This window comes from Azorhizobium oxalatiphilum (assembly GCF_014635325.1).
Lineage (GTDB): Bacteria > Pseudomonadota > Alphaproteobacteria > Rhizobiales > Xanthobacteraceae > Azorhizobium > Azorhizobium oxalatiphilum.
Genome location: NZ_BMCT01000014.1, coordinates 75562 through 90644, shown reverse-complemented (window position 1 = coordinate 90644; position 15083 = coordinate 75562). Strand labels below are relative to the sequence as shown.

11 protein-coding genes are annotated in these 15083 nt (G+C 66.0%); 7 read left to right on the top strand and 4 right to left on the bottom strand.

All coding sequences use genetic code 11. The features are described 5' to 3' along the window. Nucleotides 1-592: 592 nt before the first annotated feature. A complete protein-coding gene (locus tag IEW24_RS28145) occupies nucleotides 593-2647 on the top strand; it encodes a M23 family metallopeptidase (RefSeq protein ID WP_188584242.1) in 2055 nt (684 codons plus the stop codon). A gap of 79 nt (nucleotides 2648-2726) precedes the next feature. Here IEW24_RS28145 and clpB read toward each other — a convergent pair whose 3' ends face one another. Then, nucleotides 2727-5375, bottom strand: a complete 2649-nt coding sequence (gene clpB / locus IEW24_RS28140) for an ATP-dependent chaperone ClpB (RefSeq protein ID WP_188584241.1) — start codon at nucleotides 5373-5375, stop codon at nucleotides 2727-2729. 293 nt (nucleotides 5376-5668) lie between these two features. Between clpB and IEW24_RS28135 the strand changes: the two genes are divergently transcribed. The 4 genes from IEW24_RS28135 to radC all read left to right on the top strand — a co-directional run bounded on the left by IEW24_RS28135 (nucleotide 5669) and on the right by radC (nucleotide 8416). Beyond that, nucleotides 5669-6133, top strand: a complete 465-nt coding sequence (locus tag IEW24_RS28135) for a nuclear transport factor 2 family protein (protein ID WP_188584240.1) — start codon at nucleotides 5669-5671, stop codon at nucleotides 6131-6133. Nucleotides 6134-6159: 26 nt separating this feature from the next. Continuing rightward, complete coding sequence (locus IEW24_RS28130) at nucleotides 6160-6729, top strand: TetR/AcrR family transcriptional regulator (protein ID WP_188584239.1); 570 nt, start codon at nucleotides 6160-6162, stop codon at nucleotides 6727-6729. A gap of 136 nt (nucleotides 6730-6865) precedes the next feature. Next, nucleotides 6866-7693: a type I methionyl aminopeptidase gene (map, locus tag IEW24_RS28125; RefSeq protein ID WP_188584238.1), complete on the top strand. Its 828-nt coding sequence runs from the start codon at nucleotides 6866-6868 to the stop codon at nucleotides 7691-7693. Between the two features lie 18 nt (nucleotides 7694-7711). Further along, a complete protein-coding gene (radC, locus tag IEW24_RS28120; protein ID WP_188584237.1) occupies nucleotides 7712-8416 on the top strand; it encodes a RadC family protein in 705 nt (234 codons plus the stop codon). A 247-nt stretch (nucleotides 8417-8663) separates the two neighbouring features. Here radC and IEW24_RS28115 read toward each other — a convergent pair whose 3' ends face one another. From IEW24_RS28115 to IEW24_RS28105, 3 genes are all read right to left on the bottom strand, one after another. After that, complete coding sequence (locus IEW24_RS28115) at nucleotides 8664-9557, bottom strand: TorF family putative porin (protein ID WP_188584236.1); 894 nt, start codon at nucleotides 9555-9557, stop codon at nucleotides 8664-8666. Between the two features lie 217 nt (nucleotides 9558-9774). After that, nucleotides 9775-10554: a protease inhibitor Inh/omp19 family protein gene (locus IEW24_RS28110; RefSeq protein ID WP_188584235.1), complete on the bottom strand. Its 780-nt coding sequence runs from the start codon at nucleotides 10552-10554 to the stop codon at nucleotides 9775-9777. Between the two features lie 401 nt (nucleotides 10555-10955). Next, nucleotides 10956-11930, bottom strand: a complete 975-nt coding sequence (locus IEW24_RS28105) for a 2-hydroxyacid dehydrogenase (RefSeq protein WP_188584234.1) — start codon at nucleotides 11928-11930, stop codon at nucleotides 10956-10958. Nucleotides 11931-12382: 452 nt separating this feature from the next. Here IEW24_RS28105 and IEW24_RS28100 point away from each other — a divergent pair, with 452 nt between their 5' ends. Further along, entirely contained in the window at nucleotides 12383-13444 is a 1062-nt protein-coding gene (locus IEW24_RS28100; protein WP_188584233.1) for an ABC transporter ATP-binding protein, read from the top strand. 290 nt (nucleotides 13445-13734) lie between these two features. Further along, nucleotides 13735-15048, top strand: a complete 1314-nt coding sequence (locus IEW24_RS28095; RefSeq protein ID WP_188584232.1) for an ABC transporter substrate-binding protein — start codon at nucleotides 13735-13737, stop codon at nucleotides 15046-15048. Nucleotides 15049-15083 lie beyond the last annotated feature (35 nt).

Here is a 15083-nt window from a genome sequence, read left to right as displayed (position 1 = left end):
GCGGCAACCCGTCGTCGATGAACCGGGTTATAGAGGCACCCCTTTTGGGTGTCAACACCGCAATCGAACGTTCGATGAAACGCTGATGACAATGTGGACAAGTGGTGCGGCGCACATGTGGAAGATCGTGAGCTGGCAAGGGTTTCCTCTGCCCTTCTCCTAGGCACGACGAAAAGCCGGTCGCGCCGCAGCACGCCGGTTTCACCCTTCCCGGCCGCAAAAAAGTTCGAAAAACTTTCGCGGCACGCCTCTTCATCCGACACCTGAAGAGGGAAACGGTTCCCATCCTCCTGCCCCCTGGCGTGCGCTCGCGCGCACGCGTGTACGGGATCCGCTGTGCTCTCCTTCCCCACCGCCATGTTTTTGCCGCGCCGCACCTGTCACATCCGATCGGCATACGGTTCTTCAGCTTCGCGCTGGAGCAGGGTTTGCGGTGGCGCATTTTGCGCAAAGCCGCTCTTGCGGTAGACATCTGCGTTGCGAAACGCGGACTTCACCGCGACGCGCCTTGAGCCGCCTCGCGGCTCGCGGACGTCAAGAGGATCGCCAGCGCGCCGGATGGCCGGCGCGGTCATCAGCAAAGGGACGGGATTTGCAGCAGCGACGGTCGGCGGGCGCCTGGCGCGACGCAACGAGCACGGCGGGCCTCGGCGAGGACGCTCCGCTCGGCGTCGACGGCGACGAGGAGGTGATCGACCGGCGGCGCATCTCCGTGCGCTGGCTGGCCGCGACCCTGCTCACCGGACTTTGCGGCTCCTTCCTCATGGGCGGCGCTGTTTATGCCGCCCTCGATGGCGACCACCGCTTCGCTTCCATGCCCGAAACGGTCCGTAACGCGCTGCGCGGCGCGCTGGCCGTGGGCGAACGGCCCTCCAACACCGCCCGCAAGGGTGATCGCATGTCGCTGCTGGCGGAAGCCAATAGCGCGCGCCAGACCTTCCGTGTCTCCACCGCCACCAAGGTGGGCGACAAGGAGATCATCCGCGTGCGCCCGTTCACGCGCGTGGCGGCGAACCTCGCCATGACCGTCACCTCGGTCTCAACCAACATTCCGCGCTTCAACCCGGCGCAGATCGTCGCCCAGTCCGCCGATCCGCAGGAAAGCGCGCCGCAGGCCGAGCCCACCGGCGAGATCACCCTCGTCATGCGTGATCTCTCGGCTGCCCCCGGCAATGCCCATTACGGCTCGGCCGTGCCCATGGAGAGCGTGCTCGGCAAGGTGCGCGAAACAGCGGAACTTGCCCGCTCGCAGCCCGTGCCCGTGGGCCTGCCCACCGCCATCACCGGTCGCCCGCCGGCGCCGGGCACCGCCGGCAGTCCCTCGCTGGCCTATGCCTCCGAGGGCCAGTACGGCATGCCCACCGGCCCCGGCGTCATGGGCCCCATCCCCCCCGTGCCCGGCCTCGGCCGCCCCGAGGTAATGGAGAACGTCAGCTATCTCGACAAGACCTCGGCCGACACCTCCGGCGGCAACGACTGGTCCGACAGCACCATGGTCGTGAAGAAGGGCGACACCATCGTCTCCATCCTCACCGATGCCGGCGTGTCGCAGGAGGAAGCCCGCGCGCTCGCCGCCGCCTTCCGTCGCGGCCGTGACGGCACAGTGAAGGACGGCCTGCGCATTCGCCTGCTGCTGCAGGAAGACACGGCCAAGAAGGTGCATCCGCTGCGCGTCTCGCTGTTCAGCGATGCCGGCCATGAAGGAACGGTGGCCGCTTCCGACACCGGCAGCTTCGTTTCCGTGGCCGAGCCCACCGAGAGCGACATCGGCGGTGTCTCCGAAGACATGTCGGACGATGAGGATGATGACGGCCGTCCCGGCATCCGGCTCTATGAGAGCCTCTACGAGACGGCCCTGCGCAACGAGATGCCGCGCAGCGTCATCGCCGATCTGGTGCGCATCTATTCCTTCGACGTGGACTTCCAGCGCCGCGTGAAGCCGGGCGACAATTTCGAGGTGCTGTATTCCGAAGACAGCGCCACCGACGCCGAAGTGCTCTATGCGACGCTGACCACCAATGGCGAGACGCGGCGCTATTATCGCTTCCAGACCCCGGACGACGGCCTCGTCGATTACTATGATGAGGAAGGCAAGAGCGCCAAAAAGTTCCTCGTCCGCAAGCCCATCGCCGGCGGCATCATGCGCTCGCCCTTTGGCTATCGCCGCCACCCCATCCTGGGCATCTCCAAGCTGCACACCGGCGTGGACTGGTCGGACGCGGTGGGCACGCCGATCTATGCGGCGGGTAATGGCACGATCATCTATGCCAACTGGAAGTCCGGCTATGGCCGGCACACGGAAATCCAGCACGCCAACGGCTATGTCACCACCTATTCCCACCAGTCCGGCTTCGCCAAGGGGCTGAAGGAAGGCCAGCAGATCCGGCAGGGCCAGCTCATCGGCTATCTGGGCTCCTCCGGCCTCTCCACCGGCCCGCATCTCCATTATGAGGTGAAGATCAACGGCAGCTTCGTCGATCCCATGCGCGTGCGCCTGCCGCGCGGCCGGGCGCTCGACGGCAAGGTTCTGTCCGAGTTCACCAAGGAGCGCGAGCGCATCGAGGCGCTGCTCAGCCACGCGCCGGTGCCGCCCAAGGTGGCCTCCGCCGCCGGCAACGGAAACAACGGGACCAGCCGGTCGCGCTGATCGGCCTTCCAGACACGCACGCAAAAGAAAACGCCCGGCTCATCGCCGGGCGTTTCTGCTTTCAGTGCTGTGCGCAGGCTCAGGCGGCCTGTTCCTCGGTGGCGGCCGCACCGCGCTCAGGATGGAAGGCGAGCTTGCCGCCTTCCAGGTCCACGTGAACCACCGCGCCGTCCGGCACCTCGCCGGCCAGCAGCATGTGCGAGAGCGGATCCTGCACCAGCTTCTGGATCGTCCGCTTCAGCGGACGCGCGCCATAGGCCGGGTCGTAGCCCTTGTCCGCCAGATGGCCGAGCGCCGCATCCGAGAGGTCGAGGGTGATCTTGCGATCCTCCAGCAGCTTCGCCAGACGCTTGAGCTGGATCTCGACGATGCCGCCCATCTGCTCCTTCTTGAGCCGGTGGAACATGACGATCTCGTCGATGCGGTTGATGAATTCAGGGCGGAAATGACGCCGCACCGCCTGCATCACCAGCTCATAGGCCTCCTCGTCAGTGACCACCGTCTCGCCGTCATGGCCGGGAATGCCGAAGCCGACCGGCTGGCGGGGATCCGCCAGATATTCGGCCCCGAGGTTCGAGGTCATGATGATGAGAGTGTTGCGGAAGTCCACGGTGCGCCCCTGTCCGTCCGTCAGGCGCCCGTCGTCGAGCACCTGCAGGAGGACGTTGAAGACGTCCTGATGGGCCTTCTCCACCTCGTCGAACAGCACGACCTGATAGGGCCGGCGCCGCACGGCTTCGGTGAGCGCACCACCTTCCTCATAGCCGACATAGCCGGGAGGGGCGCCGATCAGCCGGCTCACGGAGTGCTTCTCCATGTATTCCGACATGTCGATGCGCACCATTGCCGTGTCGTCGTCGAACAGGAAGCTCGCCAGCGACTTGGTCAGCTCGGTCTTGCCGACACCGGTGGGGCCGATGAACAGGAACGAACCGATGGGCCGGTTCGGATCCTGCAGACCGGCGCGCGCCCGGCGCACCGCGGTCGAGACCGCGGCCACCGCCTCGGTCTGGCCGATGACGCGCTTGGCCAGTTCCTGCTCCATGCGCAGCAGCTTGTCGCGCTCGCCCTGAAGCATCTTGTCCACCGGCACGCCGGTCCAGCGCGAGACGACGCCCGCGATATGGTCCGGCGTGACGCTCTCCATCACCATGGTGCCCGCCTGCCCGGCGGCCTCAAGCGTGGCGAGGCGCTTCTCAAGATCGGGAATGACCGAATAGGTCAGCTCGCCGGCCTTCTGATACTCGCCCTGGCGCTGCGCGATCGCGAGATCGGCACGGGCCTGGTCGAGCTTGGCCTTCACGTCCGTGGCGGCGCCGAGCTTGTCCTTCTCGGCCTTCCACTTGGAGGTGAGTTCGGCGGACTTCTCCTCCAGATCGGCCAGCTCCTTCTCCAGCCGCTTCAGGCGGTCCTGCGAGGCGGTGTCGGTCTCCTTCTTCAGCGCCTCCTGCTCGATGCGCAGACGCACGATGTCGCGGTCTAGGCTGTCGAGTTCTTCCGGCTTTGAATCCACCTGCATGCGCAGCCGCGAGCCGGCCTCGTCCATCAGGTCGATGGCCTTGTCGGGGAGGAAGCGGTCAGTGATGTAGCGGTTGGACAAGGTGGCGGCGGCCACGAGCGCGCTATCGGTGATGCGCACGCCGTGATGCAGCTCGTACTTCTCCTTGAGGCCCCGCAGGATGGACACCGTGTCCTCCACCGTGGGCTCGCTGACGAACACCGGCTGGAAGCGGCGGGCCAGCGCCGGGTCCTTCTCCACATGCTTGCGGTACTCGTCGAGCGTGGTCGCGCCGACGCAGTGCAGCTCGCCGCGCGCCAGCGCGGGCTTCAGCAAATTGGAGGCGTCCATGGCCCCATCGCTCTTGCCCGCGCCGACAAGGGTGTGCATCTCGTCGATGAACAGGATGATGCCGCCGTCGGCCGAAGTGACCTCCTGAAGGATGCCCTTCAGGCGCTCCTCGAACTCGCCGCGATACTTCGCGCCCGCGATCAGCGCGCCCATGTCCAGGGCGAGCAGGCTCTTGTTCTTCAGACTCTCCGGCACGTCGCCATCGACGATGCGGCGGGCGAGGCCCTCCACGATCGCGGTCTTGCCGACGCCCGGCTCGCCGATGAGCACGGGATTATTCTTGGTGCGGCGCGCCAGCACCTGAATGGTGCGGCGGATTTCCTCGTCGCGGCCGATCACCGGGTCGAGCTTGCCGTCCCGCGCAGCCTGGGTGAGATCGCGGGCATACTTTTTCAGCGCGTCATAGGCGTTTTCCGCCGTGGCGGTGTCAGCCGTGCGGCCCTTGCGCAGCGCCTCGATGGCGGTGTTCAGACCCTGAGGGGTCACGCCGCCGCGCGCGAGGATCTTGCCCGCCTCGGTTTCCTTCTCGATGGCCAGCGCCAGCAGCAGGCGCTCGACGGTCACATAGCCGTCGCCCGCCTTCTTGGCGGCCTGTTCGGCAGCGTCGAAGACGCGCGCGATGCCCTGCGCCAGATAGACCTGGCCGGAACCGCCCTGCACCCTGGGAAGCTTGCCGATGGCGGCTTCGGTCTCGTCGCGGATCTGCTGGAGGTTGCCCCCCGCGCGCTGGACGAGGCCGGCGCAAAGGCCTTCGGGGTCGTCGAGCAGCACCTTGAGCAGATGCTCGGGCACGAACTGCTGGTGGCCCTCACGCACGGCCAGCGACTGGGCCGACTGGACGAAACCGCGCGCGCGCTCGGTGTAGATCTCAAAATTCATGTTTTCCCTCCTCAACGTCCGGGCGCCTTGAAGAAGCGCGCCCCGATCGCCTGGATGCGGTCCCGGTATCCCCGGCCACCGCAGCGGTGTCCGCGCTGCTTTCGAGCGCGACCGCCACGGCAGATGTGGGGAGCCTTTTCGCCGTTGGAAGAGGGGATTGGCTTTCCCGTTCGCATTTTTGCGCGGCCGCCGGCGGGGCTTGTCCCGCTTTGCATCTTGACCGCCTCGGATCACTGCCGTACCGATCAGTACATTGCAGTGTACCAAATGGTACAGAGCGCAGGAGACGTTTCATGTCCCGTCCGCCGCTTCCGCCTTTCACCAGTGAGACCGCTGCCCAGAAGGCCCGCATGGCCGAGGATGCCTGGAACAATCAGGATCCGGAGAAGGTGTCGCTGGCCTACACGCCCGACAGCGTGTGGCGAAACCGCTCCGACTTCATCACCGGCCGCGCGGAGATCGTCACCTTTCTGGCCGCCAAATGGCAGAAGGAGCTGGACTACCGGCTCATCAAGGAAGTCTGGGCCTTCCACGACAATCGCATCGCCGTGCGCTTCCAGTATGAGTGGCACGATGCGGCGGACAACTGGTTCCGCTCCTATGGCAATGAGAACTGGGAGTTCGACGAGGCCGGCCTGATGCGCAAACGACAGGCGAGCATCAACGACGTCGCCATCGCCAAGGCGGACCGGAAGTTCATCTGGGAGAAGGGCCCCCGGCCGCTCGACTATCCCGGCCTCACCGAGCTGGGCCTCTGAGCGGCCCGATACACGCGACAGGACGCATGAACCAGAAGAAGACCGCCCGCACCCGCGAGGACGTGCTGCCCGAACTGGGCGAGGTGTTCCGCGAGCATGGCTTCGAAGGCGCGAGCCTTGCCGACATCACCGCTCGCACCGGGCTCGGCAAGGGCAGCCTCTATCACTTCTTCCCCGGTGGGAAAGAGGAGATGGCGGAGGCGGTGCTCGACCATATCGACCACTGGTTCGAGACCGAGGTCTACCAGCCGCTGCGCGAGGATGAAGATCCCCGCGCGGCCATCACCCGCATGCTGGACGGCACCGACGCCTACTTTCGTTCCGGCCGGAGGGTGTGCCTTGTAGGTGTGCTGGCATTGAATCTCACGCGCGACCGCTTCGCCGCCCGCCTCTCCGGCTATTTCACCCGCTGGCGCGATGCACTGGCTTCCGCGCTCTGCCGGCTCGGCCATAGGCCAGAGCTGGCCGGCGATCTCGCCGAGGAAGCGGTGGTCGCTATTCAGGGCGGCCTGGTCATCGCCCGCGCCCTCGACGACCCATCCGCCTTCACGCGCACACTGGAGCGCCTGCGGGTGCGACTGCTGGACGCGGGCTGACAACCGCCCTGCCCCCGTCGCCCACGCCGGCAGATGCAGGCGACCTTGCCCTCCCCGCTTGCTTTGCGCGCCGCTTGGCCTAAATCTGGAGGCAAATCCTTAGAATGGGCGCGGTTAAGCGCGCCGGAGACGCGTGATGACCTATGTGGAAGCGGCCAATGCGCCGCTGCGGAAGACCGGCCATATCAAGCTGCATGGCCCGGAAGGCTTCGCCGGCATGCGCAAGGCCGGGCAACTGGCCGCGCAGGCGCTGGATGCCGTCTCCGAAATGATCGGCCCCGGCGTCTCCACCGAGGCCGTCGACAAGCTGGTGTTCGATTTCGCGGTGGCTCACGGCGCCTATCCGGCGACGCTGAACTATCGCGGCTATCGCTATTCGGTCTGCACGTCCGTAAACCACGTGGTCTGCCACGGCATGCCGAACCCGCGCCCGCTGCGCGAAGGCGATATCGTGAACGTGGACATCACGCTGGTGGTGGACGGCTGGTACGGCGACACGAGCCGCATGTATGCCATCGGGGAAATCCCTCGCCGGGCCGAGCGCCTGCTGGACGTGACCTACGAGTCCATGATGATCGGCATCGAGGCCATCAAGCCCGGCGCCCATGTGGGCGACATCGGTGCCGCCATCCAGGCCTTCGTGGAGCCGCAGCACATGAGCGTGGTGCGTGACTTCTGCGGCCACGGCGTCGGTCAGGTGTTCCACGACGAACCGAACATCGTGCACGTCGGCCGCAAAGGCGAAGGGCCGGAATTGCGGCCCGGCATGATCTTTACCGTGGAACCGATGATCAATCTCGGGCGCCCGCACGTGAAGGTGCTGTCCGACGGCTGGACCGCCGTGACCCGCGACCGCTCCCTCTCGGCCCAGTTCGAGCATGCCGTGGGCGTGACCGAGACCGGCTGCGAGATCTTCACCCTGAGCCCCAAGGGCTACCACAAGCCGCCCTACTCCATCGGCTGACACGTCACAGGGGCGGAAATGGCGCGCGAGCCGGATGAAGGCCTTGAGGAAGCGCCGCACTTCCACGGCCATCGCGATCGGCTGCGCGCCCGCTTCCGCCAGTCGGGGGCAGAGAGCCTGCCCGATTACGAGTTGCTGGAACTGATCCTGTTCCGCGCCGTGCCCCGGCGCGACGTGAAGCCACTGGCGAAAGTTCTGGTGGAGCGCTTCGGCTCCTTCGCCGAGGTGGTGGCCGCGCCCGAGCGGTTGCTGGCCGAGATCCCCGGCGTAAAGGACGCCATCATCACCGAGCTGAAGCTGGTGCAGGCGGCGGCCCAGCGCATTGCCAAGGGCCAGATGAAGAAGCGCACCGTGCTATCTTCATGGAGCGCGGTGCTGGACTATTGCCGCACCGCCATGGCGTTTGCCGATCGCGAGCAGGTGCGCATCCTGTTCCTCGACAAGCGCAACCAGCTGATCGCCGACGAGGTGCTGCACACCGGAACCGTGGACCACGCGCCCATCTATCCGCGCGAGGTGGTGAAACGGGCGCTGGAGGTTTCCGCCTCGGCGCTGATCCTCTGCCACAACCACCCATCCGGCGACCCGACTCCCTCGCGCGCAGATATCGACATGACGCGCAAGATCATTGACGTAGCCAAGCCCCTGGGCATCGAAGTGCATGACCACATCATCGTCGGCAAGGACGGCCACGCCAGCCTGAAGGGCCTGCGGCTGATCTGAGCCATCCGGCACGGCCACCCGTGCCGACACTGTCCCGCAACGGGACAGCTTCCAGCAAGACCGGAACATCCAGGGATCGAAACCGGCGCAAATCGGCTGCCGGACGACCTTCCCTTTCCGTTCCCGCCGCCCCCTTAAGCAGGCTCCAAAACGAAAAACGCCGCGCCCTTTCGGGCACGGCGTCGTCTGATTGCTTCCAGCCTTGCGGGTATTCTGGTTCCCCGTCGGCGCCGGTCGCCCCCTCAGATCACTTGAGCGACAGCAGCGAGGTGTCGAACGAGATGCTGGCCACGTAGCGATCGCCGCAACCGTTGAACAGCGCCGTGTTGGTGTAGCACTGGTCGCGGTTCAGGTCGGTGTCGTAGTAGCGCAGGTCGATGGTCATGGCCTTGTAGGTGAAGCCCACGCCCACGTTCCAGGTCGTGTAATCGACCAGCGCGTAGTTGGAATTGCCCGCCAGGATATACTGGCTGCTCAGGTCGGTATCCCCCAGCCACTGATAGCCAAGCTCACCCGAGACGTACCAACCCCAGTCCTTGTTGGACGTGTAGTTGGGCAGGGCGATCTTGAGAGTGCCCGACAGATAGGTGCCCGAGGCGCCCGAACCAGCGAAGCTGTCGGTGTAGAACAGATTGCCGCCGACCGTAACGATGTCGTTCACGACATAGGTGGGCTTGAAGTAGATTTCCCAGAAGTCCAGCTGATTGGCCGGGAAACCACCACCGTAGGCGCCGTTATTGGCCTGGCCGGTGTAGTAATAATAGATGAAGCCGACGTCACCAGTGAACGCGCCCCAGGTGTGGCGCAGACCGCCGTAGAGGTCGATCTCGGCGGACGGATCGGACATGCCGGCATAGGCCGGGAAGTCAACGTTGGAGCCGGCGATGCCGAGGTAGACCCAATCCCAGGCGCGCAGTTCGGCATAGCCCTGAACAGCCGCATTGCCGTCGGTCTGGGTGACGCCACGGAAAATGTAGTCAGTGGTGAACTTCACGCCGAAGGCCACATCGAACGGCGGCGGCTCGGGCGCGGCCACAACGGCCTTCACCGGCATGGTGGCCAGGTCGGCGGCAGAAGCAGCACCGACAGACGCAACAGTCGCAAGCAACGCACCAGCCGCAATATTTGCCCAAGTCTTCATACGCTGTACCCCCCTATCAGAAATTTGTGATGAGAGAGAAACAGTTTTCGGGATCGTGTCCAACGCAAAAAATGAGGCACGGGTTGCACAACCAATAGGCAACCCCGCATGGTTGCTGGATTCTCGCGTTGCATTTTCGCCACATTCGAGACGGATTCCAAATGCTCATCCGTCGCCGCGACAAGGGGCTACAACGCCAAAGCCCCTGTTAACCGTATCAGGGCCGCGACATGAGCAATGGACGACCGCGCTCCGGTACCTTCGCCCAGCCGCCGTCCTCCTGTCGGGCGAATCGTAGCGTGCTGGCGCCTGAGCCGGAGCTGACGAGCACATTTCCTCCCTCCAGCCGCCAGGAGGTGGGCGCGAAGCCCGCCAGCGCGCTGTCGCAGCCCGGCATCACTGTGACCGAAAAGCCACCCTTGGCCGCCGCGCCCTCCCCGAAGACCCAGCGACAAAGCGGGGTGCCGGCCGTCCGCGAGAGATCCCACGTGCCAAGCATCTCCTCGGGCCGGGCCATGTCCTCCTGCAGGGCGGCGGGCGGAGCCAAAAAATAGACGCCGTCCCCTTCCCTGAGCGCCTCATAGGCGCCACCGGCCCCTTCGGTGAATTCGGCCACCTGACGGCCCTGGGCCGAAACCATGACGATTGAGCCCGAGGCATCGGGTAGCCAGCCGGCCACCTGCGCTGTGAACGGCACCGCCGGGCAGCCCCCGGTCCCGAAGGACAAAGCGAAGCCCGAAGCGGCGACGGCGGTCTTCAGCTCCACGGGGCAGTTGCGCTCACCATCGGCACTAGCCAGCATCAGGGAGCCCGCCCGCTTCTCCGCTTCCGCCTTCAGTGCCGGGTCCGGCGCCTTGGGTGCCGGCACGGGCTTCTGGGCTGCGGTGCCGGGAGCTGCGGGTTTCGCCGGCACGCTCACAGGCGGCTTCGGCGGGGCGTTGGACTGGGCCTGCGCGACATCACCGGCAGTCGAGCCTGCGGCCATGACCCCAAGCATGACGGCCCACAGGACCGCGCCGTACCCCGAAGAACGCGCGGCGGAAAAACAGGCCGCGCGCTCGCGCGCGCGCGAGGAAGCCAAAGGCACCTGCCCCGACATTGAGGAAAGGAGGGGCGCGTCGGCGCCGTCCAGGATTGGGAGGGGGAGGAAGCCGGATCGCATCGCAGACCTTCCACTTTGGCGCCGGCACACGGCACCCGCTGAAGCCCGCGTCCCCGCGCGGGGATGAGCCCGCCGAGGACACCCTCACACACCAGACCTCCGGTGTGTGAGGCGTGGCGGATGCGCCCCCGCGCACCCACTCCTAAGGCAGTCCCCGTTCGCCGGGAAAGTCAACCGCTCCCGACGCGGCAGGATCGCCAAGCCGGGCGTCCCGCCGCCTCACCTGCCTCGGCCTATCACTTCGGCCAGGGCGTCTCGCCAACCGGCGTCACCGGGCCCTTGCCGGCGAACCAGGACACCAGATTGTCCACCACCAGCTGGCCCATGCCCTCGCGTGTGTGGTGGGTGGCAGACCCCGCATGCGGCAGCAGCACCACATTGTTGAGGGCGAAGAAGGCTTCCGGCACGCGCGGCTCGTCCACGAACACGTCGAGGCCGGCGGCAAGGATGGTCTTGTCCTGCAGCGCTTTGAGCAGCGCCGGCTCGTCCACCACGGTGCCACGCGCCACGTTGACGAGGATGCCGCGCGGTCCCAGCGCCTCCAGTACCTCGGCATTGACGAGGTTGCGGGTGGCGGCCCCGCCGGGGAGGATCAGCACCAGCGTGTCCACGTCCTTCGCCATGGCGATGAGGTTGTCATAGTGCTGGAAGGGCACGTCCGGCTGGGCGCGGCGGGTGTGATAGACGATGGGCAGGCCGAACGCCTCCAGCCGCTTGGCGATGGCCTTGCCGATGCGGCCCATGCCGACGATGCCCACCTTGCGGTCGCGCAGGGTGGCGCTGAGCGGATACGGCCCCTTCAGCCACTTGCCGGCGCGCACGTAGGCGTCCGCCTGCGGCAACTCGCGCACGGTGGCGAGCAGCAGGCCGACAGCGAGATCCGCCACTTCCTCGTTCAGCACGTCCGGCGTGTTGGTGACGATGATCTTGCGCTCGGCGGCGGCGGCGGCATCCACGGTGTCGTAGCCGACGCCGAAATTGGAGACGATCTCCAGATTGGGCAGGCGATCCATGAGCGCGCCGTCCACCCGCATCTTGCCCTTGGTGGCAAGGCCCCGGATCTCGGCCCCCTCGGCGGCGATGATCGCCTCGAAATTGTCCGGCCCCAGCAGCGTGAAGTGCTGTTCCAGCTGGCGCTCGACAACCGCCTCCATGATCGGCCCCGTGAGGAGCAGCTTCGGGCGGGCGGACGTGGAGGGAGCGGAGGTCATGGCGTTCAACTCTCTGGCAGACGGAGGAAACGCGGCACGGAACGCGCCGGACGCCTTAGAGCCCGCTCCCTTGAGGCCGCAACGGCCCGGCCGGAAAATCGGTCTCTAACACTTTGATGGGGAACGTCTTACTGCCCGGATTGCGAGACAATCGAAGCAGAAAGAGCTCCCGACCCGGTCTTGGATAAGCGCCCTCATGCTTTGGTTCAATCGTTTTAATCTCCGCTTGATCGTCGGCCATTACCGCCCCATGATCACTCCCGCGCCCTCGCCAAGGGGCATGCAACCGCTGCCAAGCGGACAATTCGGGCTCCGAGAACGGAAAAACCGTCAAACGGAAGCCTTATGGGTAGGACGACGCAGCCCGTAACGGGCGCCCCCGCACCGATGGCCCCGCCAAGGGCCTCCCGCAGGGGATGACACCCGCAAGGGTAGACAGGGAGCAGTGCACGATGGCGACGGTCGATATCCGCGCAGTCACGAAAGCCTATGGCTCGACGCCCGTTATTCATGGCGTCGATATCGACATCCACGACGGCGAGTTCGTGGTTCTGGTCGGCCCCTCGGGCTGCGGAAAATCGACTTTGCTGCGCATGATCGCCGGGCTGGAGAACATCTCCGGCGGCGAGATCCGCATCGGCAACCGCGTGGTCAACGAGGTTCCGCCGAAAGAGCGGGACATCGCCATGGTGTTCCAGAATTACGCGCTCTATCCGCACATGACGGTGGGCGCCAACATGGGCTTCTCGCTCAAGCTGCGCAAAGCGCCGAAGGCGGAGATCGATGCCCGCGTGAACCGCGCCGCCGGCATCCTCGGCCTCTCCCATCTGCTGGATCGCTTTCCGCGCCAGTTGTCCGGCGGCCAGCGCCAGCGCGTGGCCATGGGCCGCGCCATCGTGCGCGATCCGCAGGTGTTCCTGTTCGACGAGCCGCTCTCAAATCTCGATGCCAAGCTGCGCGTGCAGATGCGCACCGAGATCAAGGAACTGCACCAGCGGCTGAAGACCACCACCGTCTACGTCACTCACGACCAGATCGAGGCCATGACCATGGCCGACAAGATCGTGGTAATGCATGACGGCGTGGTGGAGCAGATCGGCGCCCCGCTCGATCTCTACGACCAGCCCGCCAACCAGTTCGTGGCTGGCTTCATCGGCTCGCCCTCCATGAATTTCATCAAGGGCAAGGTGCAGGTGAACGGCACCGCCGCCTTCGTCACCCCGAGCGGCGCGAAGTTTCCGCTCGACCGGGTGCCGGAGGGCGCGGTGGGCAAGGACGCAATCTACGGCCTGCGCCCCGAGCATGTCCGCATCGACCCGCAGGGCGTGCCGGTGGAGATCGTCGTGGTGGAGCCCACCGGCTCGGAGATCCTCGCCATCGTGCGGGTCGGCGAGCAGGAGATCGCCTGCCTGTTCCGCGAGCGCCTGTCGCTGGCGCCCGGCGAAACCATCCACATCTCGCCCCAGCCGGGGATGACGCATCTGTTCGACGCCGTGAGCGGCCAGCGGCTCTGAGCGTTGAGCCGGCGGAACGCCAGTTCCCCAAGCCCAAAGGGCGGGGAAACCGCCGGCAAACCCTAGCTGGACCCACCGGACGGTCTCCGGAAAGCAAGAACAAGAAACGACACATCAAAGACATTACGTGCTTTGTCAGAAGCCCCGATCCAACGGGGCATTATTGCCAGGGTGATCCCTGCCCAGAAGACCACGCCGTTGAACACCCGTTCAACGGACGCGGCACGGGCAACGCCAAACCGCCGGGCCGGCAGGCAGGCCGTTCCGGCACCCAACGGAGGAACGCCAAGATGACCATTTCCAGACGCGACGTGCTGATGGGCGGTGCCGGGCTCGCGGGTGCGGCTGCCCTGCCCATGCTGGGCAGCACGCCGAGCCTTGCGCAAGCGCTGCCAAAGTTCGATCCGGAGCCGGGCGCCAGCCTGCGCCTGCTGCGCTGGGCGCCGTTCGTGAAGGCGGAAGAAGACGCCTGGCTCGCCAACACCAAGAAGTTCACCGAGAAGACCGGCATCGAGGTGCGCGTCGACAAGGAGAGCTGGGAAGACATCCGCCCCAAGGCGGCGGTGGCCGCCAATGTGGGCTCCGGCCCGGACATCGTCTGGGTGTGGTTCGATGACGCCCAGCAGTATCCCGACAAGCTGCTCGACGTGAGCGACCTCGCCAAGGGGCTCGGCGCGGCCAATGGCGGCTGGTATGCGGCCCCCGAGGCCTATGCGCTGAACAACGGCCGCTACGTGGCCCTGCCGCTCGCCACCATCGGCAATGCCATCATCTATCGCGACAGCTGGGTGAAGGAAGCGGGCTTCTCGGAATTCCCGAAGGACACCAAGTCCTTCCTTGAACTCGCGAAAGCCCTGAAGGCGAAGAACCACCCCATGGGCTTCACGCTCGGCCACGGCGTGGGTGACGGCAACAACTTCTGCCACTGGGTGCTGTGGAGCCACGGCGGCGAGATGGTGGACGACAAGGGCAAGGTGAAGATCAACAGCCCGGAGACCATCAACGCGCTGAAATACGCCCGCGAGCTGTACCAGAGCTTCATTCCGGGCACGGAAAGCTGGCTGGACGTGAACAACAACCGCGCGTTCCTCGCCGGTGAAATCTCCGTCACCGCCAACGGCGTGTCGCTCTATTACGCCGCCAAGAACGATCCGAAGCTGGCCGACATGGCCGCCGACATGCGCTCCGTCAACCTGCCCATCGGGCCGGTGGGCAAGTCGGTGGAACTGCACCAGACCACTTCGGCCTGCATCTTCAAATACACCAAATATCCGAAGGCGGCGCAGGCCTATCTGTCCTTCATGTTCGAGCCGGACCAGATGAATGCCTGGATCCAGGGCTCGCAGGCCTATTGCTGTCAGACGCTGAAGGCGTTCGCCAGCAATCCGGTGTGGACCTCCAACCCGATCCACGCCCCCTATGCCAAGGCCTCCGAAACCCTGCGGCCAAACGGCTTCGCTGGCCCGCTCGGCCCGCAGTCGGCCGCCGCCATGGCGGACTGGATCGTGGTCGACATGGTGGCGGAAGCCGCCACCGGCCAGCGCTCCCCCGAGGAAGCGGCCCGGCGCGCCGAGCAGCGCGCCTCGCGCATCTATCGCGGCTGACGCGGGACGGCCCCGGCTTCATGCCGGGGCCGCTC